The sequence below is a fragment of the Streptomyces monticola genome (assembly GCF_042665355.1).
In the GTDB taxonomy this organism is placed as follows: Bacteria; Actinomycetota; Actinomycetes; order Streptomycetales; family Streptomycetaceae; genus Streptomyces; species Streptomyces monticola.
The window spans coordinates 253,324-273,740 of sequence record NZ_JBHTCF010000009.1 but is presented as its reverse complement, the minus strand read 5'-3'; the positions used below and the strand labels follow the sequence as shown (position 1 = coordinate 273,740).

Here is a 20,417-nt window from a genome sequence, read left to right as displayed (position 1 = left end):
CGGCAGGGACGATAACCTGCCCGTTCGTACGAGCTGTACGTTTCCCCTGCTTCCTGGACCGCGATGCCGACGACTGATGGACCCGCCGCCAAGGCCCGCCGCAGTTTGGGTCGTGGGCCCGGTGCCGCTCCGGCGCCGGTGGATCCCGCGCCCGAGCCGGTGGCGGTGCCCGCTGAGCCAGTGGCGGTGCCCGCCGAGACGGAGCAGGGCCCGGAACCGGAGCCCGAGGCTCCGGCGGCCACCGGCTCCGGCGTACCGGAGCAGGCGCGTACGGAGCCGGAGCCTGGGCCCGAGACCGAGACCGAGCCCCGCGAAGAGGGTGAGCCCGACGACGGGCGGTTCAAGGTCCGTCTCGCCAACTTCGAGGGGCCCTTCGATCTGCTGCTCCAGCTGATCTCGAAGCACAAGCTGGATGTCACCGAGGTCGCCCTGTCCAAGGTCACCGATGAGTTCATGGCGCACATCCGCGCCATGGGGACCGACTGGGATCTCGACCAGACCACCGAATTCCTCGTCGTGGCCGCCACGCTCCTCGACCTCAAGGCCGCCCGGCTGCTGCCAGCGGCGGAGGTCGAGGACGAGGGGGATCTCGCGCTTCTGGAGGCGCGTGACCTGCTCTTCGCGCGGCTGCTGCAGTACCGCGCGTACAAGCAGATCGCCGATATCTTCAGCCGGCGTCTCGACGAGGAGGCACGGCGGTATCCGCGGACCGTGGGCCTCGAGCCGCACCACGCGGAGCTGCTGCCCGAGGTCGTCATCAGCATCGGCGCCGAGGGGTTCGCCAAGCTGGCCGTGAAGGCCATGCAGCCCAAGCCCAAGCCGCAGGTGTACGTCGACCACATCCACGCCCCGCTGGTGTCCGTACGCGAGCAGGCAGAGGTGGTCGTGGCGCGGCTGCGGGAGCTGGGGGAGGCCAGCTTCCGCGGCCTGGTCGAGGACGCCCCCGACACCCTCACCGTGGTCGCCCGCTTCCTCGCGCTCCTGGAGCTGTACCGGGAGAAGGCCGTGGAGATGGACCAGGAGGAGGCGCTCGGCGAGCTGACCGTGCGCTGGACCGGGGGCGAGGGCGCCGAGCCGCAGGTCACCGACGAGTTCGACCGGCCGCCTGAGGTGCCGGAGGCATCGGGGGCATCAGGGGCGCAGGGCCGGTCGGGCGGCGGGGACTCCGGCGGGCCGGACGACGGACGGGATGACGGGCCGGACGACAGGACTTCCGAAGGCGATGCGGAGGGCAGCGCATGAGTGTCGAGCAGGGGTATGCCGAGGGGCAGGCGGCGCAGGGCCATGAGGCCGACGCCGCGGAGCTGAGCGATGTCGCCGCGCTCGATCTGAAGCCCGCCCTCGAAGCGGTTCTCATGGTCGTCGACGAGCCCGCCACCGTGGAGCACCTGGCGAAGGTGCTGGAACGGCGCCCGCGCGAGGTCGCCGACGCGCTGCGTGCGCTGGCCGACGAGTACACCGTGCAGGGCAGGGGCTTCGAGCTGCGGCTCGTGGCCGGGGGCTGGCGGTTCTACACGCGGCCCGAGTACGCCGCCGCCGTCGAGGGTTTCGTGCTCGACGGGCAGCAGGCCCGGCTCACCCAGGCGGCCCTGGAGACCCTGGCCGTCGTCGCGTACCGCCAGCCGGTCAGCCGTTCCCGGGTCTCGGCCGTGCGCGGGGTGAACTGCGACGGCGTCATGCGGACCCTGCTGCAGCGCGGTCTGGTGGAGGAGGCGGGCGCGGAACCCGAAACAGGTGCGATCCTGTACAGGACGACGAACTACTTCCTTGAGCGAATGGGCCTGCGCGGCCTGGACGAGCTCCCGGAGCTCGCGCCCTTCCTCCCCGAGGCGGACGCGATCGAGGGCGATACGCAGGAAGGCGTTCCGTCGTTCGATCCGGACGCACCCGATGCTCCGGGTATCGAGCACGCAGACGACTAGACGGAACTTTGATGCGAAGCAGCAACGGCAGGAACAGCAGCGGAAACAACGGCGGGAGCCGTGGTGGCAACAGCGGCGGCCGGAGCAGCAGCGGTGGCCGCGGCAATTACCGGGGTGCCGGTAACAGCCGCGATGACAAGCAGGGCGGCCGTCCGAAGCGGCCGCGCCCGGAGGAGCGGCGCTACGACGTAGGCCCCGGCGCCTCGCAGGAGGGCCCGAAGTCGGGCCGCGGTGCCTCGGCGCGCGGCGGCGCGAAGGGCGGCCCCAAGCAGGGGCAGCGCTCCGGCGGCCGGTCGGCGCCCTCGCGTTCGCGCGAGTACGAGACGCGGACCGAGGAGCGCAACCGCGACCGGTACGCGGGCAAGAAGGACATCAAGCTCCCGAAGACCTTCCCCGGCGCCGAGCAGGAGGGCGAGCGGCTGCAGAAGGTGCTCGCGCGGGCGGGCTACGGCTCGCGGCGTGCCTGCGAGGAGCTGGTCGACGAGGCACGGGTCGAGGTCAACGGCGAGATCGTGCTCGAGCAGGGCCTGCGCGTCGACCCGGAGAAGGACGAGATCAAGGTCGACGGCCTGACCGTGGCCACGCAGTCGTACCAGTTCTTCTCGCTGAACAAGCCCGCCGGTGTCGTCTCCACCATGGAGGACCCGGAGGGGCGCCAGTGCCTCGGCGACTATGTGCAGAACCGTGAGACGCGGCTCTTCCACGTCGGGCGGCTCGACACCGAGACCGAGGGCGTCATCCTGCTCACCAACCACGGTGAGCTGGCGCACCGCCTGACGCACCCGAAGTACGGCGTGAAGAAGACCTACCTCGCGCACATCGTCGGGCCGATCCCGCGCGACCTGGGCAAGCAGCTCAAGGACGGGATCCAGCTGGAGGACGGGTACGCGCGAGCGGACCACTTCCGCGTCGTCGAGCAGACCGGCAAGAACTACCTGGTCGAGGTGACCCTCCACGAGGGGCGCAAGCACATCGTGCGGCGCATGCTCGCCGAGGCCGGGTTCCCGTGCGACAAGCTGGTCCGGGTCTCCTTCGGACCGATCACGCTCGGCGACCAGAAGTCGGGCTGGCTGCGCAGGCTGTCCAACACCGAGGTCGGGATGCTGATGCGCGAGGTCGACCTCTAGGCCCCGTCCCCATCCGGCGGGCGATCTCCCGTCCCGCCCGCTCGGTAAAGGGTTGTGCCGACCACCCCCCTCTCTTTATAGTCATCGTGACTTTAAAGAGAGGGGGGTGGAGTGCGTGCAGGGCTATGACAAGTACGCCTACGAGCCGTTCGCCGTCACCGTCGACCTGGCCGTCTTCACGCTCCGCGAGGACGTGCTGCAGGTGTTGCTCGTGGAGCGCGGGCAGGAGCCGTATGCGGGGCGAAGGGCGCTGCCGGGCGGCTTCGTGGGGCCCGAGGAGTCGGCGGAGACGGCCGCCCGGCGTGAACTCGCCGAAGAGACCGGCCTGCTGGATGTCGCCGGGCTCCATCTGGAGCAGGTGCGGACGTACAGCGAACCCGGCCGCGATCCCCGTATGCGGGTCGTGTCCGTCGCGTACGCCGCTCTCGTGCCCGACGCCCCGCAGCCGCGCGGCGGGGGCGACGCGGCGCGGGCGGACTGGCTGCCGCTGGTGTCCGTCGGGCGGCTCGCCTTCGACCACGACCGGATTCTCGCCGACGCCCATGAGCGCGTGCGGGCGAAGCTCGAGTACACCGGGCTCGCCACCGCCTTCTGCCCGCCGGAGTTCACCCTCGGCGAGCTGCGGCAGGTCTACGAGACGGTGTGGGGCTCCGCCGTCGACCCCGCCAATTTCCGGCGCAAGGTGCTCGCGACACCGGGCTTCGTCGAGCCGGTCAGCGGACCGCCGCGGCGCACCGGCGGCCGCGGCAAGCCCGCCGCCCTCTTCCGCGCGGGCGGCGCCACCACCCTGCACCCGCCCCTCCTGCGACCCGAAGGACGACCCTGATGAAGCGTGCCGCCACCGGATCCCTCATAGGGCTCGCCCTCGGGGACGCACTCGGCTTCCCGGCCGAGTTCGACGACGTACCGTCGATCCTCGCCAAGTTCGGGCCCTGGCGGGAGACGGAGCTTCCGTCGCCCGCCATGGTCACCGACGACACCCAGATGACCCTCGCCCTCGGCCGTGCCCTGACGCGGGCGGCGGAGCGCAGCCTGTGCGGGCCCGAGCGGTTCGCCCACATGGCGCGCACGGAGTTCGTCGCGTGGAACGAGTCGCCGGACAACAACCGTGCCCCGGGCGCCACCTGCATCCGCGCCTGCGAACTCCTCGCCGACGAGGAGCGGCCCTGGCGGGACGCCAGTCAGCTGCACTCCAAGGGCTGCGGCGCCAACATGCGCGTCGCGCCGCTCGGTCTGATGCCCTGGCTCGGCGACGACATGCGGGCCGGTGCCGCCCAGCTCCAGTCCGCCCTCACCCACGGCCACCCGACGGCGCTCGCCGCCAGTGACCTGACGGCCTATGCCGTACGGCTGCTCGCCGCCGGCACCGAACCGCTCGGCCTGGTCGGACGGCTGCGCTCGTACGCCCTGGAGAACCGCACCCACTACCGCGAGCACTGGCTCGGCGACCTGTGGACCCGCTCGCAGGACCCGGGCCCCGAGCACTTCATCGCGCGCGGCTGGGACGAGTGCCTCGCGGTGCTCGAACGGCTCGCCGCGGCGGTCAAGGACGCCAACCCGGAGACCGATCCGTGCCTGGCCACCGGCGCCGGCTGGATCGCCGAAGAGGCGCTCGCCACCGGCCTGTTGTGCTTTCTGCTCTTCCCCGACGAGCCGCTCACCGCGATCCGCCGGGCCGCCTGCAGCTCGGGCGACTCCGACTCCATCGCCTGCCTGGCCGGCGCCTTCGCGGGCGCCCATCTGGGCGCCGGGGCCTGGCCGAAGGAGTGGGCGGAGCGCATCGAGTACCGGGACGAGCTGCTCGCCCTGGGACAGGCGTGGGACGCGTGAGCGCGGAGAGGGGCATGGGGCGCGAGAGGGCGGCGAGGGGGCCGGGGAGCGCGACGGCGGCGGAGCGGTTGCGGCAGGCGGGACTTCCGGAGATCGACCTTGCCCCTGTCGTCGCCGAGCAGCCCGACCCGGTGCTCTTCGCCACGGTCTCCGGCGCGCACCTGTACGGGTTTCCGTCCCGTGACTCGGACGTGGATCTGCGCGGCGTGCACCTGCTGCCCGCCGCCGCGCTCGTCGGCCTGCACGAGCCCGAGGAGACCCGGTCGCGGATGTGGGAGCGGGACGGGGTCGAGATGGATCTCGTCACGCACGATCTGCGGAAGTTCGTCCGCCTGATGCTGCGGCGCAACGGCTACGTACTGGAGCAGCTGCTCTCGCCGCTCGTGGTGCATACGTCGGACGCGCACGCGGAGCTGGCCGCGCTCGCGCCCGCCGTGCTGACCGGCCACCACGCCCACCACTACCGGGGGTTCGCCACCACACAGTGGCGGCTTTTCGAGAGGAGCGGTGAGTTGAAGCCGTTGCTCTACACCTTCCGGGTGCTGCTCACCGGGATCCATCTGATGCGCTCAGGCGAGGTGCAGGCCCATCTGCCCACGCTCATCGGGTCGGTGGCGGCCCCCGCGTATCTGCCCGACCTCGTCGTCGCCAAGGCCGAGGCGGAGCACGGCGACGCGGACGTGGACCACGCGCGCGTGCAGGCCGATGTGGAGGCGCTGCACGCGGTCCTAGACGCCGCGCAGGCGGAGACGGAGCTGCCGGACGCGCCCGCCGGGTACGAGGCGCTGCACGACTTCTTGGTGCGGGTGCGGCTCGCTCAGCGGGGGGGGGGCTGAGTGGGCGTAGAGGGCTGAGAGGGATCGCCTAGCCGAGGGGCGAGCAGTGCCCCGGCTGCCCGAGGGCCGACGCGCGGCGTACCCGGTACAGGAAATCCGCCACCCGCGCGGTGTCGGGTTCGGCGGGGAGCGGGGTGGTGCCGGCCGCCGCGTCGGCCTCGTCGGCCAGGCGGTTCATCCGGGACTCGACCTCGGCCCAGGACACCTCGCCGCGCTTCACCGCGAGCAGTTCGCCGCGGGCGTCGCCGACGTCGATCACCAGCTCGCCGGTGCGCAGCAGGTCGCGGCAGCTCATCAGGAGGCGCAGCAGATGCATGGCGTGCTTCCAGCGCGGGGCGCCGTGCTTGCGTACGTCCGCGTCGAGCTTCTTGCGCTGGCCGAGTGCGTAACGGGCGAAGGTCTCATGGGCCTTGCGGGACAGGAACGCGCCGCGCAGCGCGAGGAGTTCACGGCCCGTATCGTCCACGCGCTCCACGATCGGGGAGTGCAGACACTCCAGGACATTGGGGTTGGCGCGCAGGGCGAGCTCGCAGAAGCGCTCCAGCTCCCAGGAGAACTGCTCGTCGAGCGGGCCCTCCACATGCGTCGGCGGCTTCTCGAACCGCCAGAACAGCGGCGTGGGCGCGAGGTAGACACCGCGCCGGTCGGTGTCGCTGTCCTCCGTGGCCAGGCCGAAGGCGCGTGAGCCCATCACACAGGAGTACACGGTGTGGTCGCGGACCAGGTCCACAGGTCGCGCGGCGGGCGCTTCGTGGTGCATGGGAGCGGAGCGTACGCGAGTGCCTCACGTCAGGCGGATGGATTTCCCCGTCACCGTGATCTTGCGGGGCGGGAGCGGGCGCGGAGCCGGGCCGCCCGCGACCGAGGCGTCGGCGACGCGGTATCTGCTGCCGTGGCAGGTGCAGTTGATCGTGCCGTCGGAGACCTCCGCGACGATGCAGCCCTGGTGCGTGCAGACCGCCGAGAACGCCTTGAACGTGCCCTCCTCGGGCTGTACGACGACGACCTCGCGGTCCTTGAAGACCTTGCCGCCGCCGACGGGGATGTCGGCGGTGTCCGCCAACTCCTCGCCGCCGGAGGGCTGTTGGCCGCCTTCGTCCGGCGCCGGCGTGGCCGTGTCCGGCTGTTCCTTCGTCGCGGGCGGCGGCTCGGCGGGCCCGGCGGACCCGGCGGGCCCGTCCTCGTCGCCGTACTCCGCGCACCCCGTCAGCGCCGCGCCGGCCGTGACCGCGCCCGCGGTGAGCACGGTGCGGCGCCGCGGCCCGGCACGGCCGCGGTCACGGCCCGCGGAAGTCGTCATGTCGTCACTCCGAACGTGCGGAAGAACCACAGGGCCGAGGTCAGCCAGACCACCGTGAGGGCCGTGAAAACCAGACCGCCCACGATCGGCAGCAGCCAGGCGGGCAGCCGTTCGGTGCGCAGCAGGAGCATCTTGGCGCTGAAGGCACCGAAGAAGAAGCAGCCGAGCAGCGAGTGCCACAGGACCCTGGTGTCGTACGACTGGTAGCCCAGGGCGTACAGGCAGTGCACCGCCACCGGCACCGCGAGCAGGAACGCGGCCCGCCCCGACCACCGGTGCACGGCCGCCATCCAGGGCCTGGACCGCACCCCCGGCAGCCGCCCGTACATCGCGAGCGCCGAGCCGGACTGCACGACGGCGAAGGCGAACGCGGCGGTGCCGAGCCAGGCCTTCACCGCGCTGGCGCTGCTGAACCCGGCCAGGTTGAAGGCCGTGCCCGCGGGGCCGTGCACCGTGCCGTAGGCGCCGAGCCCGACCGCCACCGCGGCGGCGACCAGGGCGGGCACCAGGAAGCGGGCGGCGCGCGGGCGTTCGGCCACGCCCCGGGCCGGTGAGGGGAAGTCCTGGGTGGCGGCGTTGGGATCCACACTCATCGGGGCACCTGCCTCCTTCAGGGGGTGACGGGGCGGGCCGTGAGGCGTTCGCCGTCGACGGTGACGGCTCCTGTGCGCGGCTCGATCGCGGGCGCCGGCGCGGGCCTGCCGTCCCGTTTGAGGATGCCGACCTGCTGTCCGGAGGGCAGGACGATCCAGCCGCCGTCGACCTCGGCGCCCCGCACCTCCTGCGTCGCGCGGTAGAGCCCGGACGGCTTGATCGCCCGGTCCGCCGTGAAGCCGTAGGAACGCTTGCCGACGACGGCGCTGCCCGTGACGCGCTTGCCGCGCAGGGTGCCGTCGAGCGTGGCGCCGTTCTTGCCGGTGAGCCGCATCGAGCCGTCGTCCTCGACGTCACCCTTGAGCCAGGACTCGCGGTCGCGGCCGTCGCAGAAGTACGCCACCGCCTTGCCGTCCCGCACGGTGATGGCCACGGCAGAGGAGCCGTCGTCGGTGCGGCCCGCGTAGTCGGCGTCGGCGGGCGGGGTCTTCGTGGGCGGTGCGCTGGTCTCGGGCGCCCGGCTCGTGGGGGCGGCGCTGCTCGGGGCGGGCGAGCCGGATCCGCCTCCGCCTCCGCCTCCGCCCTCGTGTCCGTACGACGAACGCCCCGTCCCCGTCGTCGCGTTGAGCGTCAGCATGAACAGGGCGAGGAGCAGCCCGGCGAGCAGCGTCACAAGGGGTCCCGAGCGCTTCATACGTGCCTCCCCCGAGGCCGGTGCGCGGCAGGTGCCGGACCCTCCATGCAAGCGGACACCGGTCGCGGCGTCCAGGGGCGGGGCGGGCCGTTGCCGCTGTGCCAAGTGGCGGCACGTGGTGGATCAGGTGACATTTGAACTGTCTGAGGTGCCCGGCCCCCCCGCCGGGCCCCGGCCACACTCTGCGAAAGGCATGACCATGGCGGGTAACGATCTGGGCAGCCTTCTCGGCGGCCTCCTCGGCGGCGGCCAGGGCGGTTCCGCCGGAGCCGGTGCGGCCGGAGGCGGCGCCAACATCCTCGGCAGCCTGCTGCAGTCGGTCCTCGGCGGCGGCGGAGCCGGTGGGGCGGCGCAGGGCGGCGCGAGCAACCCCCTGGGCGGACTCCTGGAGATGATCACGAAGTCCGGTCTGGTGGACCAGAAGCAGCTGGACTCCTGGGTCGGCACCGGTGACAACCAGCCGCTCAGCCCCGACCAGGTCAAGCAGGCCGTCCCCGACGAGACCCTGGACAAGGTGGCCACCGGGGCGGGCGTCAGCCGTGACGAGGTCGCCGACCAGGTCGCCCAGCAGCTGCCGCAGGTCGTGGACAAGCTGACCCCCCAGGGCCAGGTGCCCACCGCCTCCCTCGAGGACATCATCAGGCAGCAGCAGCTCTGAGCCCCCACGGTGTCGCGCGGCGTCCGTCTCGGCAGACGGGCGCCGCGCACCCGTGCGCCCCGGGCTGACTACCCTGGTCCGTGCAGGTTTCGACAGCTCGGCAGGCAAGGAGCGGCAGCGTGGCGGTACGAGCGGTACGGGGTGCCGTCCAGTTGGAACGGGACGCGGCCGGACACATGGAGGAGCAGGTGGGCGAGCTGCTCACCGCCCTCATCGAGCGCAACGGCCTGACGCAGGACGACCTGATCAGCCTCTGGTTCACGGCCACCCCGGATCTGCACAGCGACTTCCCGGCCGCCGCGGCCCGCAAGCTCGGCATCACCGACGTACCGCTGATCTGCGCCCAGGAGCTCGACATCGAGGGCGCCATGCCCCGGGTCGTACGCGTCCTCGCCCATATCGAGTCCGACCGGCCCAGGTCCGAGGTGGCGCACGTCTACCTCGGTGCCGCGGCCGCACTCCGCAAGGACATCGCCCAGTGAGAACCGCCCTCGTCATCGGAACCGGCCTGATCGGCACCTCCGCCGCCCTGGCCCTGGCGAGCCGTGGGGTCACCGTCCATCTCGCCGACCACGACCCGGAGCAGGCCCGTACCGCCGCCGCGCTCGGCGCCGGCACGGACAGCGCGCCCGAGGGATCCGTCGAGCTCGCCGTGGTCGCCGTGCCGCCCGCCCATGTGGCCGCCACCCTGGCCGGTCTGATGGCGCGCGGTGCCGCCCGCGGCTACATCGACGTGGCCAGCGTCAAGGGCGGGCCGCGCCGCGAGCTGGAGGCCCTCGGCCTCGACCTGACCGCGTACATCGGCACGCACCCGATGTCGGGCCGTGAGCGCTCCGGGCCGCTCGCCGCGACCGCCGACCTCTTCGAGGGCCGCCCCTGGGTGCTCACGCCGACCCGGGAGACCGACACCGAGGTCCTCAACCTCGCCCTGGAACTGGTCGCGCTCTGCCGCGCCGTACCGGTCGTCATGGACGCCGATGCCCACGACCGTGCCGTCGCCCTCGTCTCGCACATGCCGCACCTGGTCTCCAGCATGGTCGCGGCCCGTCTGGAGCATGCCGAGGAGACGGCGGTACGCCTGTGCGGCCAGGGCATCCGCGATGTCACGCGGATCGCCGCGTCCGACCCGCGGATGTGGATCGACATCCTCTCTGCCAACCCCGGCCCCGTCGCCGATCTGCTCGCCGAGGTCTCCAGCGACCTGGACGAGACGGTGCGGGCGCTGCGTGCGCTGCAGTCGTCGGACGAGGACAAGCGCAAGGACGGCGCCGACGGTATCGAGAAGGTGCTGCGCCGGGGCAACGCGGGCCAGGTGCGGGTGCCCGGCAAGCACGGTTCGGCGCCGGTGGCGTACGAGGTCGTGGCCGTCCTCATCGACGACCAGCCGGGCCAGCTCGCGCGGATCTTCGCGGACGCGGGCGCCGCGGGCGTCAATATCGAGGACGTCCGCATCGAGCACGCGACGGGACAGCAGGCGGGCCATATCCAGCTGACGGTCGAGCCGTCGGCGGCCCCCGTCCTGACGGCCGCGCTGCGGGAGCGGGGCTGGTCGATCCGGCAGTAGCGGCGGGCAGGCCGCCCTGGCGGCGGCGGGACCGGTCGTGCCACCGGCGGAAAAGCCGCGTGAACTCCCGCCGCACGGGTCGCCGCCACGGGTGGCGTCCGTCGTCACAAGCGTCTCGGGCGACGGGCCGTAAGGAGCTCGTTCCTGAGCCAGTAACCTTGTGCGGGGCGTTCTTGCGCCCGCCTCCCTGCCCCGTGCCCTGAGAAAGGTGTCCGTCCCCCGTGGAAACCGCCGCAAACGCCGCCCCGGCAGCAGTGATCGTCGCCATCGACGGCCCCTCCGGCACGGGCAAGTCGAGCACCTCGAAGTCCGTCGCCGCCCAGCTCGGGCTCAGCTACCTGGACACCGGCGCCCAGTACCGCGCGATCACCTGGTGGATGGTGAGCAACGGCATCGACGTCACCGACCCGTCCGCCATCGCCGCCGCTGCGGGCAAGCCGGAGATCGTCTCCGGCACCGACCCGTCCGCACCGACCATCACGGTCGACGGCACGGACGTCGCCGGGCCCATCCGTACCCAGGAGGTCACCTCCAAGGTCAGCGCGGTCAGCGCGGTGCCCGAGGTGCGTACCCGGATCACCGAGCTGCAGCGCTCCATCGCCAAGAGCGCGCAGCGCGGCATCGTGGTCGAGGGCCGTGACATCGGTACGACCGTGCTGCCCGACGCCGACCTGAAGATCTTCCTCACCGCCTCGCCCGAGGCCCGCGCCGCCCGCCGCAGCGGGGAGCTGAAGGGCGTCGACGTGGCGGCGACCAGGGAAGCGCTCATCAAGCGGGACGCGGCCGACTCCGGGCGCAAGACCTCACCGCTGGCCAAGGCGGACGACGCCGTCGAGGTGGACACCACCGAGCTCACCCTGAAGCAGGTCATCGAGTGTGTCGTCACCCTCATCGAGGAGAAGCGGGCCGCGAAGTGACCTCGCCGTCCGAGGCAGGTGCCTCCGAGAGGGGCGCGGAGGTCGGCCGCCGGATCGGTGTCGGCCTCATGTACGGCCTGTGGAACCCCCGGGTGCTCGGCGCCTGGCGGGTGCCCGCGAGCGGCCCGGCCATCCTCGCCGTCAACCACGCCCACAATCTCGACGGCCCCATGCTGATGGGCACCGCGCCGCGCCCCGTGCACTTCCTCATCAAGAAGGAGGCGTTCGTGGGGCCGCTCGACCCGTTTCTGCGGGGGATCGGGCAGCTGAAGGTGGACCGTGACACCACCGACCGCTCGGCGATCACTCGCGCTCTCGGTGTCCTCGACGCCGGTGGTGTGCTCGGCATCTTCCCGGAGGGCACCCGGGGCGAGGGCGACTTCGCGTCGCTGCGCGCGGGGCTCGCGTACTTCGCGGTGCGCAGCGGGGCGCCGATCGTGCCGGTCGCGGTGCTGGGAAGCGGAGAGCGGCAGGGACGGTTGATACGAGGGCTGCCACCGCTGCGCAGCAGGGTCGACGTCGTCTTCGGCGACGCCTTCGAGGCGGGGGACGGCAGCGGACGGCGTACGCGCAAGGTGCTGGACGAGGCGACCGTGCGCATCCAGGAGCGGCTCACCGGCCACCTGGAAAACGCCAGGCGCCTGACCGGGCGCTGAGCGAGACTTTGAGTAGTGGACCGTGAACTGCGGTCCATCGATGACTGATGACAGAGGTACGGACTTCATGAACGACCAGATCCACTCCGACGGCTCGGACGAGCACGAGCACGGAGCGCTTGGCGATGCCGAGTACGCGGAGTTCATGGAGCTCGCCGCGGAAGAGGGCTTCGACCTCGACGAGGTCGAGGGCGCGATCGGGGAGGCCGGGCACGGCCCGCTGCCCGTGCTCGCCGTCGTCGGCCGCCCCAATGTCGGCAAGTCGACCCTGGTGAACCGCATCATCGGCCGCCGCGAGGCCGTCGTGGAGGACAAGCCGGGCGTCACCCGTGACCGTGTCACCTACGAGGCCGAGTGGGCCGGCCGCCGCTTCAAGGTCGTCGACACCGGCGGCTGGGAGCAGGACGTCCTCGGCATCGACGCGTCCGTGGCCGCCCAGGCCGAGTACGCGATCGAGGCGGCCGACGCCGTGGTCTTCGTGGTGGACTCCACGGTCGGCGTCACCGACACCGACGAGGCCGTCGTGAAGCTGCTGCGCCGCGCCGGGAAGCCGGTGGTGCTCTGCGCCAACAAGGTCGACGGACCGAGCGGCGAGGCCGACGCCACCGCCCTGTGGGCGCTCGGCATCGGTGAGCCGCACCCCGTCTCGTCGCTGCACGGCCGCGGCACCGGCGACATGCTGGACGCCGTCCTTGAGGCGCTGCCCGAGGCGCCCCGTGAGTCCTTCGGCGGCACCGGGATCGGCGGTCCGCGCCGGATCGCGCTGATCGGCCGTCCGAACGTCGGCAAGTCCTCGCTCCTGAACCAGGTGGCGAAGGAGGACCGCGTCGTCGTCAACGAACTGGCGGGCACCACCCGCGACCCGGTCGACGAGCTCATCGAACTCGGCGGCATCACCTGGAAGTTCGTGGACACGGCGGGTATCCGCAAGCGCGTCCACCTGCAGCAGGGCGCGGACTACTACGCGTCCCTGCGCACCGCGGCGGCGGTCGAGAAGGCCGAGGTCGCGGTCATCCTGATCGACGCCAGCGAGTCCATCAGCATCCAGGACCAGCGCATCGTCACCATGGCCGTCGAGGCGGGCCGCGCCATCGTCGTCGCGTACAACAAGTGGGACACCCTCGACGAGGAGCGCCGCTACTACCTGGAGCGCGAGATCGAGACCGAGCTCGGCCAGGTGGCGTGGGCGCCGCGGGTCAATGTCTCGGCGCGCACCGGGCGGCACATGGAGAAGCTGGTCCCGGCGATCGAGACGGCCCTGGAGGGCTGGGAGACGCGCGTGCCGACCGGACGGCTCAACGCCTTCCTCGGCGAGCTGGTCGCCTCGCACCCGCACCCGATCCGCGGCGGCAAGCAGCCCCGTATCCTCTTCGGCACCCAGGCGGGCACCAAGCCGCCGCGGTTCGTGCTCTTCGCCTCCGGCTTCATCGAGCACGGCTACCGGCGGTACGTCGAGCGCCGCCTGCGCGAGGAGTTCGGCTTCGAGGGCACCCCGATCCACATCTCGGTGCGCGTGCGCGAGAAGCGCGGCCGCAAGAAGTAGCTGACGCAGTAAGACAGTTGAGCGGTACGTGGCCGGGTCCCCGGCGACGTACCGCTCTCTTGTGCGCTGGTGCCCGCAAAACTGCGCGACCAGCCACGACGCAGCCGTAGACGGAGTACCGGAAACCCCGCGGAGCGCTCAGTGCTCGCGGCGTGGGACGGGTGGCAGGGCGGCCTGGGGGCGGTGTCCCTGGTGGTGCTGGCGGCCGTCCGGGTACCAGGGGCCCGGCGGGGTGCTGTGCCCGGTGTGCGGGGGATGGGCGCCGTGTCCGTAGGGACCGGTGCCGAAGGCCGTGAACCCCAGGTCCTCCTCGCCGCTGCGGTCGCCCGGCAGGGCCTTGAAGGACCTGCGCCACTCGGAGTAGAGCTCGTCGTAGATCGGGGTGGCCGAACGGCCTGCGGAGGCGTCCTTCGCGGGGCGCATCGAGGGGATGTGGTGGCGGGAGGGGTCGTAGGACGGCACGTATGTGCCAACGACCAGGGGGCCTGATCGGATGCGGTGCGTACCCCGATCCATCAGGCCCCCGACCTGCCCGGAGCCGCTCATGTGCCGGCGAGCGGCATCGCCGCCGCCACGAGCCGGCCGTCGGCCGCCGCCTTGTCCAGGGCCCCGCGCAGCAGGTCCTCGCGCGGCTGGCGGCCGATGGAGCCGACGGGGGCGGCGAAGACGAGGACGGTACGCAGCTTGTTCGCCGCGGCCCGCCAGCTCTCGGTCACCTGCAGCGGCTGGTGCGCCTGCCACCAGGCGACCGCGGTGCCGCCGCCGGAGCCGGGCTGGAGCACGGCGTGCAGCCGTCCCATGGCGAGCAGCACGGACCAGCCGGGGAGCGGGGCCGGGACCTCCTGCACTTCGGAGAGCGGCTGGAAGCCCTGCTCGATGAGGAGCGGCAGGAAGTCGTCGCCGCCGCCGGTCGCGCCGGGGCGCGCGATCGGGCCCGTCGGCTCCACCACCAGGGCCGGGTGCAGCTCGCCCGCGAGCAGCACGAGCCCGCTGGTGACGCCGAGCACGGCCTGCTGGGGGCGGGGGGCCGAGGCGCTGTCGGCCGGGCTCTCCTCGGCGTCGCCGGTGATCGAGCGCACGGCGCCCTGCAGGTGCTCCTCGGCGACCTTGACCACCTGCGAGGGCAGACAGGTCGCGTGGGCGAAGGCGAGGACCGCGGTCTCGTCGCCGACGAACAGCACGGTGCTGGTGCGCTCCTGCTCCGGGTCACCGGGGGTGCGGCAGGAGGTGCAGTCGTAGCTGCCCGGGGAGTTGTCGCCGGCGAGCAGCCGGTCGGCTTCTTCGTCGCCGATCTCGGCGCGTACGTCGTCGCTGACGTCGAGCATGCGCTGCACGGGTGCTCCTAGGAATTCGGGCGTCATTCGGTGCGTCGCCGGGCCGGGCGGGTCCCGGCCCGTAAAAGGCTCAACGGACGACCAGTGGCGCAAGTCACGCGAGAAGGCGAACGGAATCGAACCATCCGAAGCGGAGCGTGAGAGTCCCGGCGGAATCCGTCACTCCATGCCAACTCCTGCTGAACGCATGCAAGTTGAGTGGGTGAGGTGTGTCACAGATCGGCTGGGTGATGGGTCGACAAATGACGAAATCAAGGAATCAAGTGGGTGTCCGAAACTCGACGATACCCCGGGTAACCGGCAACTGGCCTGGAATGACTAGGAGTTGGTTGATATCAGGGCGAGAGGGTCTCTAGATTCCAGCGCCGTGTGCAGCGAGCACCGCTCGGGTACGTCCGCCGGTCGCACCAAGCCAGCTCTTCGCACCACCACCTCCGGCGGACGGGGCGGCACGGATCACCCCGCGCCGGACGCGCGGGACCCGCGCCGCTCCGGGGGAGCCCGGGTCCTCCGAGAGGGAAATTCATGTCCGCACGTCCCAAGTGCAGTCGTGAGACAGCAGTACTCGCCGGGGCCGTACTCCTCGCCCCGCTGGGTCTGTTCGCCGCCACCGGTCAGGCCTCGGCGGCGGACGGCGGAGTATGGGACCGCATCGCGCAGTGCGAGAGCGGCGGAAACTGGCACATCAACACCGGCAACGGCTACTACGGCGGACTGCAGTTCTCCGCCTCGACCTGGCGCGCGTACGGCGGCGGGGCCTACGCGGCCACCGCTGACCGGGCCAGCAGGGCGCAGCAGATAGCCGTCGCCACCAAGGTCCAGCGCGGACAGGGCTGGGGCGCGTGGCCCACCTGTTCGGCGCGTGCGGGCGCGTACGGCGGCGCACCCGCGGCCGCGGCACCCAAGGCTGCCCCCAAGGCCGCTCCCAAAGCGACTCCCGAGGCCGCTCCCCGAGCGGCCGAACCCCGGCGCGGCGAGAGCCGTACCGGCCGGGGCGCGTCCCGCGGCGACTACACGGTGAAGCCGGGAGACACCCTGAGCTCCATCGCCGCGCGGCACGGCACCAGTTGGCGTGCCGTCTTCGCCGCCAATGAGTCGGTCATCGGCGGCGACCCGAACCTGATCCTGCCCGGGCAGCGGCTCGACCTCTGATCGGCCCCTCTGATCAGCTCCACTGGATCAGCTCCACTGAATCAGCTCCACTGAATCAGCCTCCCTGATCGGTTCCATGGATCAGTTCCGCTGATGGGCCGCACGTGTGGCCCGACATCGCCCCGCCCGGTCGCCCGACCGGGTGGGGCTCGTCGGTGCCGGGGCGCGGCACTCGGCCGGCCGGGTCCCGGCTGAATAGCGTGACGCGATGTCGAACACCCGTGTCTGGTTCGTTGCCCTGCTCGCGGCCGTCCTCTCACTCATCCCGCTGACCGCCTCCGCCGCCCCGCCGCCACCCGCTCCGGCCGCCGGCTCCGCCGCAGGTCCGGGGGCTGCGCCGAACGTGGTCAGCTACTCGTGCTCCGCCGGAAAGTCCCCCTGGACGTGTCTCGCCGAGTGTGAGAGCAGCGGCCGCTGGGACACCAACACAGGCAACGACTACTACGGCGGGCTGCAGTTCTGGCAGCCGACCTGGGAGGAGCACGGCGGCCTCAAGTACGCGCCGCGCGCCGACCTCGCCACCCGCGAGGAGCAGATCAAGGTCGCCGAGGAGGTGCTGAGCACCCAGGGCTGGGAGGCGTGGCCGATCTGCTCCAAGAAGGTGCGGCCCGACGGCCGTATCCACACCGTCAAGCCCGGCGAGACGCTCAGCTCGATCGCCCTGCGCTACAAGATCAAGGGCGGCTGGTACGCGCTCTACAAGGCCAACCGCCTGATGATCGGCGACCACCCGAACCGGCTCAACGTGGGCACGATGCTGATGATCCCGGGCGTCGGGCGCCAGGTGTAGCCCGGCCGTCGGGTGCCGGGAGTTCCCCCGCCTCGCCGCTGAACACCACTGCCCCGCGTTGTAGTTCGTGGACGACGACGGGGCGGTGGGCGGGGGAGTGGCGCAGGGGCGGGGGGAGTCGCTGCTCGGCGAGCACCACCGTCGCGGGCAGCACCGAGAGCAGTGCGTATGTCCGGGCCGCCACGGCCGCCGACATGCCCTGGCCCGGTTCGTCGACAAGCACCACGCGCGCGTGCGACAGCAGGGCGCGGGACAGGGCCAGCATCCGCTGCTCGCCGCCGGAGAGGGTGCCCGCGCGGCGCCCGAGGAGCGGGCGCAGCTCGGGGTAGGCGTCCAGGGCGCCGTCGAACTCGCCGTGCGGCTCGGCGAGTTCCAGGTTCTCGGCCACCGTGAGGGAGCCGAACACCGCCTGCCGGTCGGGGACGAAGGCGATGCCGCGGCGGGCCCGGTCGTGGGCCGCGAGCCGGGTCACGTCCTCGCCGCGCCACACGACGGCGCCTCCGGAGAGCGGCACCGTGCCCGCGAGGGCCCGCAGTACCGTCGTACGCCCCGAGCCGTTGCGGCCGAGGAGGACGGTCACGCCGGGGTGTGCGGCGGCCAGGGAGACGCCGTGCAGCGCCTCCAGGGGGCCATACCGCACGCGCGCGTGCCGCAGTTCCAGCTCGGCGCTCATGGGCCCGCCGCCTTTTCGGAGACGTCGGAGACATCGGACGCGTGGGGCCCGTCGTGTACGGCGGTGGTCGCGGCGTCGAGCGCGTCCAGGACCTGTTCCGGTGGCCCGGAGGCGACGATGCGGCCCGCGGCCATCGCATGGACGGTGTCGGCGAGGCGGTCCACCAGGTCCAGGTCGTGCTCGACGATCAGCAGGGCCGTGCCGTCCGCGGCGAGGGCCTTCAACACCGTGGCCAGGACGGCCACTTCGGCGGCGTCCAGGCCTGCCGCGGGCTCGTCGAGAAGCAGTACGTGGGGGCCGCCCGCGAGGGCACGGGCGAGCTCCACGCGGCGCAGGGTGCCGGTGGGCAGATCCGCGGCGGGACGGTGTGCCACGGGCCCGTCGAGGCCGAGCAGCGTGAGCGTCCTGCGTACCGCCGCGGCGTCGCGCACCCGGCCCTGCTCGGCGCCGACGCGGACATTCTCGGCGACGGTCAGTGTCGGGAAGACGGCGAGCTGCTGGAAGGTGCGGGCCACTCCGAGCCGGGTGCGCGCATGGGCCGGGCAGGCGGTGATGTCGCGCCCGTCGAACTCCACCCGGCCCGCGTCCGGCCGCAGCGTGCCGGCCAGGCAGTGGAACAGGGTGCTCTTGCCCGCACCGTTCGGCCCGACCACCGCTGTGATCCGGCCGGCGGGCACGGCCAGGTCGACTCCGTCGAGCGCGGTGAACTCGCCGTAGCGGACGGTGAGTTCGCGGGCGGTGAGCGGGGTGCGGGGGTGTGTGCGCACGGCCGGTCCTGTGGGGCGGGGCGCCGGTGCGGAGCGGTGCGCGGTCCCGTGCATCGGCCTCGGCCTTCCCCCGCCCGCGGGTGCCGGGTGCCCCACCGGCCCCGCCGCCACCCGCAGTCGGGCCGCGACCCGTGCCCCCAGAGGCGAAAGGCGCTGCGCGCGGGGCAGGCGCAGACGTGCCGCCGTCGTGCGCAGCGCCTCGTAGGGGCCGCCGGGGAAGCGGCCGATGAGCACCGCGAGTACGCCGATCACAGCGGCCGCGACTCCGCCGCGTGTCCCCGCGTCCAGGCCCACCAGGAGCGCCGCCGCCGCCAGGGCGCCCAGCAGGGAGTCCGCGCCGAGCACCACGACGGCGGCGAACCAGAGCAGTCCGCGCACCGGGTCGAACGCCGCCGGGTCGAAGGCGCGCACCCCCATGGCGAGCATGCCGCCGCCGAGCGCGGCCAGGGCGGCGCCCGCCACGAAGGCCGCGACCTTCAGGAGCGGCACCGGCACCCCGGCGGCCGCCGCGCCGGACTCGTGGTCCCGCATCGCCGCGAGCGCCCGGCCCGTGCGGCCCCGGCGAAGCGCGGCGACGGCCAGCAACGCCCCGGCGAGCAGGGTGAGTTCGAGCAGGTAGTAGGCGCGGTCGCCGCCGAAGCCCGCGGGCCGGCCGAGGCCGAGCCCCGAAGTGGCGTACGGCTGCGCGAACACGAACCGGCTCACGCCCACCCCGACCGCGAAGGTGGCGAGGGCGAGCGCCAGGCCGTGGCGGCCGATCGCGGGCCACCCCGTCAGGAGGCCGAGCGGCGCGACCAGGAGCACCGCGACGCCGAGCGCGACGAGCAGCGGCATGGCGGGCAGGCCCGGGAAGCGGCCGGCCGCGAGCAGCGCCGTGAAGAGGGCGCCGAGCCCCGCGTACGCCGCCTGCCCGAGGGAGATCTGGCCGCCCCTGCCCGTGACGACGACCAGGGAGAGCAGCACCACGGCGAGCGCCGGCACCTGCACCGCCGTATGCAGGTCAGAGCCCGCGAAGCCGAGCGGCAGCAGGAACAGGACACCGGCGGCGATCCAGGCGCCCGGCGGGGTCGGCACGCGCGCGGTGGCGGTGCGGGGCAGCGCGTCGCGCCCGCCCACACCGGGGAGCACAAGGGCGGACACCAGCAGCGCCACCACGAAGAGGTTCGCGCCCACGGCCTGGATCAGCGGCTCGCCCCAGCCCGAGGGGTGCAGCCGGGTCAACTGGCTCTGGACCACACCGATTCCGATGGCCACGGTCACCGCGATCGGCAGGCTGCTCATCGCCGCGCCCACCGCGACCGCCATCACTTCCATGACGAGCAGGGGCAGGCCGTACGGGTCGAGGCGGACGTAGGGCGCGAGCAACACGCCCGTGAGGCCGGCCGTGAACGAGCCGAACGCCCAGCCGGCGGCGGCCACCCGGTCGGCGTCGATACCGCCGAGCACGGCCAGGCGGCGGTTGTCGACGACGGCCCGCAGCTCGCCGCCGAACCGAGTCCAGCGGATCACCGCCCACACACCGGCCGCGAGGGCGAGGGTCACGGCGAGGTGTCCCCAGGGCTCGGTGCCGAGCAGCTGGGGCGCATCCGCGCGGGCGCCCTGTCCCCACATCAGGGCGGCGCCGCCGACGAGAAGGATGAACACCCCGAGAGAGGCCACCAGGGTCTGCGCCGGGTCGCCGCCGAGCACGGCCAGGGGCCGGAACACGGCGCGTTCCAGGGCGAGTCCGATGCCGGGGGCCACGACGAGCAGCGTGAGCGCCGCCGCGAGCCACAGCGGCAGGCCCCATTCGACGGTGAGCTGGCGCAGCAGGTAGGCGCAGACCATGGCGACCGCGCCGTGCGCGAGGTTGAGCACGCCGGTGGCGCGATAGGTGACGATCAGTCCGATGCCGGTGAGCGCGGCCGCGCTGCCGACCGCGAGCCCGGCGAGGGTGAGGTCGTACGTCAGGGAGGCCACGTCAGGACTCCGAGGCCGCCTCGCCGGACTCCTGCACCCCGGGCCCGGACTCGCGCGCCCCGGGCCCGGACTCGCGTGCACCGGGCCCGGATTGCTGTGTC

The 20,417-nt window shown here is 72.8% G+C and carries 22 protein-coding genes; 14 read left to right on the top strand and 8 right to left on the bottom strand.

The genetic code is table 11. From position 1 onward, the window contains the following. Positions 1–63 precede the first annotated feature (63 nt). From ACFQVC_RS22480 to ACFQVC_RS22455, 6 genes are all read left to right on the top strand, one after another. Positions 64–1,242 carry a segregation and condensation protein A gene (locus ACFQVC_RS22480; RefSeq protein WP_381833053.1) on the top strand — a complete coding sequence of 393 codons (1,179 nt, stop codon included), beginning with the start codon at positions 64–66 and terminating at the stop codon, positions 1,240–1,242. Next, positions 1,239–1,922 (top strand): SMC-Scp complex subunit ScpB, encoded by a 684-nt coding sequence (gene scpB / locus ACFQVC_RS22475; protein WP_381833050.1) that lies wholly within the window; start codon positions 1,239–1,241, stop codon positions 1,920–1,922. The genes ACFQVC_RS22480 and scpB overlap by 4 nt, the downstream gene beginning before the upstream one ends. 11 nt (positions 1,923–1,933) lie before the next feature. After that, a complete protein-coding gene (locus tag ACFQVC_RS22470; protein ID WP_381833047.1) occupies positions 1,934–3,049 on the top strand; it encodes a pseudouridine synthase in 1,116 nt (371 codons plus the stop codon). Between the two features lie 106 nt (positions 3,050–3,155). Then, positions 3,156–3,875, top strand: coding sequence for an NUDIX hydrolase (locus ACFQVC_RS22465; protein ID WP_381833044.1), 720 nt, complete (start codon positions 3,156–3,158; stop codon positions 3,873–3,875). After that, entirely contained in the window at positions 3,875–4,879 is a 1,005-nt protein-coding gene (locus ACFQVC_RS22460; RefSeq protein ID WP_381833041.1) for an ADP-ribosylglycohydrolase family protein, read from the top strand. Before ACFQVC_RS22465 ends, ACFQVC_RS22460 begins: the two co-directional genes overlap by 1 nt. A gap of 14 nt (positions 4,880–4,893) precedes the next feature. After that, positions 4,894–5,715, top strand: a complete 822-nt coding sequence (locus tag ACFQVC_RS22455) for a nucleotidyltransferase domain-containing protein (protein WP_381833038.1) — start codon at positions 4,894–4,896, stop codon at positions 5,713–5,715. A gap of 28 nt (positions 5,716–5,743) precedes the next feature. Here the strand turns inward: ACFQVC_RS22455 and ACFQVC_RS22450 are convergent, their stop codons facing one another. From ACFQVC_RS22450 to ACFQVC_RS22435, 4 genes are read right to left on the bottom strand one after another with little or no spacing between them, the layout of a single operon-like run. Further along, positions 5,744–6,475 (bottom strand): nucleotidyltransferase domain-containing protein, encoded by a 732-nt coding sequence (locus ACFQVC_RS22450; protein WP_381833035.1) that lies wholly within the window; start codon positions 6,473–6,475, stop codon positions 5,744–5,746. Positions 6,476–6,499: 24 nt separating this feature from the next. Continuing rightward, positions 6,500–7,015: a Rieske (2Fe-2S) protein gene (locus ACFQVC_RS22445; RefSeq protein ID WP_381833033.1), complete on the bottom strand. Its 516-nt coding sequence runs from the start codon at positions 7,013–7,015 to the stop codon at positions 6,500–6,502. Next, positions 7,012–7,608, bottom strand: coding sequence for a DUF6529 family protein (locus tag ACFQVC_RS22440; RefSeq protein WP_381833030.1), 597 nt, complete (start codon positions 7,606–7,608; stop codon positions 7,012–7,014). Before ACFQVC_RS22440 ends, ACFQVC_RS22445 begins: the two co-directional genes overlap by 4 nt. A 17-nt stretch (positions 7,609–7,625) precedes the next feature. Continuing rightward, a complete protein-coding gene (locus ACFQVC_RS22435) occupies positions 7,626–8,303 on the bottom strand; it encodes a hypothetical protein (RefSeq protein ID WP_381833027.1) in 678 nt (225 codons plus the stop codon). Between the two features lie 199 nt (positions 8,304–8,502). On the opposite strand from ACFQVC_RS22435, the gene ACFQVC_RS22430 reads away from it, so the two are divergent. The 6 genes from ACFQVC_RS22430 (at position 8,503) to der (ending at position 13,641) form a co-directional block, all read left to right on the top strand. After that, positions 8,503–8,961 carry a YidB family protein gene (locus ACFQVC_RS22430; RefSeq protein ID WP_465270598.1) on the top strand — a complete coding sequence of 153 codons (459 nt, stop codon included), beginning with the start codon at positions 8,503–8,505 and terminating at the stop codon, positions 8,959–8,961. Between the two features lie 119 nt (positions 8,962–9,080). Continuing rightward, the gene (gene aroH, locus ACFQVC_RS22425; protein ID WP_381833021.1) at positions 9,081–9,443 is read left to right on the top strand and encodes a chorismate mutase; all 363 of its coding nucleotides are present in this window, start codon (positions 9,081–9,083) and stop codon (positions 9,441–9,443) included. After that, on the top strand, positions 9,440–10,525 hold the full coding sequence (locus ACFQVC_RS22420; RefSeq protein WP_381833018.1) for a prephenate dehydrogenase: 1,086 nt from the start codon (positions 9,440–9,442) through the stop codon (positions 10,523–10,525). The genes aroH and ACFQVC_RS22420 overlap by 4 nt, the downstream gene beginning before the upstream one ends. Positions 10,526–10,746: 221 nt before the next feature. After that, complete coding sequence (gene cmk, locus ACFQVC_RS22415) at positions 10,747–11,442, top strand: (d)CMP kinase (protein ID WP_381833015.1); 696 nt, start codon at positions 10,747–10,749, stop codon at positions 11,440–11,442. After that, positions 11,400–12,098: a lysophospholipid acyltransferase family protein gene (locus ACFQVC_RS22410; RefSeq protein ID WP_381833012.1), complete on the top strand. Its 699-nt coding sequence runs from the start codon at positions 11,400–11,402 to the stop codon at positions 12,096–12,098. Before cmk ends, ACFQVC_RS22410 begins: the two co-directional genes overlap by 43 nt. Positions 12,099–12,138: 40 nt before the next feature. Then, a complete protein-coding gene (der, locus tag ACFQVC_RS22405) occupies positions 12,139–13,641 on the top strand; it encodes a ribosome biogenesis GTPase Der (RefSeq protein ID WP_381833009.1) in 1,503 nt (500 codons plus the stop codon). 138 nt (positions 13,642–13,779) lie between these two features. On the opposite strand, the gene ACFQVC_RS22400 is transcribed toward der, so the two are convergent. Then, positions 13,780–14,064, bottom strand: coding sequence for a hypothetical protein (locus ACFQVC_RS22400; RefSeq protein ID WP_381833007.1), 285 nt, complete (start codon positions 14,062–14,064; stop codon positions 13,780–13,782). A gap of 119 nt (positions 14,065–14,183) precedes the next feature. Next, the gene (locus ACFQVC_RS22395) at positions 14,184–14,975 is read right to left on the bottom strand and encodes a hypothetical protein (protein ID WP_381833004.1); all 792 of its coding nucleotides are present in this window, start codon (positions 14,973–14,975) and stop codon (positions 14,184–14,186) included. 525 nt (positions 14,976–15,500) lie between these two features. Here ACFQVC_RS22395 and ACFQVC_RS22390 point away from each other — a divergent pair. Then, entirely contained in the window at positions 15,501–16,127 is a 627-nt protein-coding gene (locus ACFQVC_RS22390) for a LysM peptidoglycan-binding domain-containing protein (protein WP_381833002.1), read from the top strand. 208 nt (positions 16,128–16,335) lie between these two features. Beyond that, positions 16,336–16,917, top strand: a complete 582-nt coding sequence (locus tag ACFQVC_RS22385; RefSeq protein WP_381832999.1) for a transglycosylase family protein — start codon at positions 16,336–16,338, stop codon at positions 16,915–16,917. Here the strand turns inward: ACFQVC_RS22385 and ACFQVC_RS22380 are convergent. Together ACFQVC_RS22380 and ACFQVC_RS22375 are read right to left on the bottom strand one after the other, a co-directional pair. Continuing rightward, positions 16,868–17,590: an ABC transporter ATP-binding protein gene (locus ACFQVC_RS22380; RefSeq protein WP_381832996.1), complete on the bottom strand. Its 723-nt coding sequence runs from the start codon at positions 17,588–17,590 to the stop codon at positions 16,868–16,870. The genes ACFQVC_RS22385 and ACFQVC_RS22380 overlap by 50 nt on opposite strands. Continuing rightward, positions 17,587–20,316: an ABC transporter permease subunit gene (locus ACFQVC_RS22375; protein WP_381832993.1), complete on the bottom strand. Its 2,730-nt coding sequence runs from the start codon at positions 20,314–20,316 to the stop codon at positions 17,587–17,589. The genes ACFQVC_RS22380 and ACFQVC_RS22375 overlap by 4 nt, the downstream gene beginning before the upstream one ends. Positions 20,317–20,417: the final 101 nt, after the last annotated feature.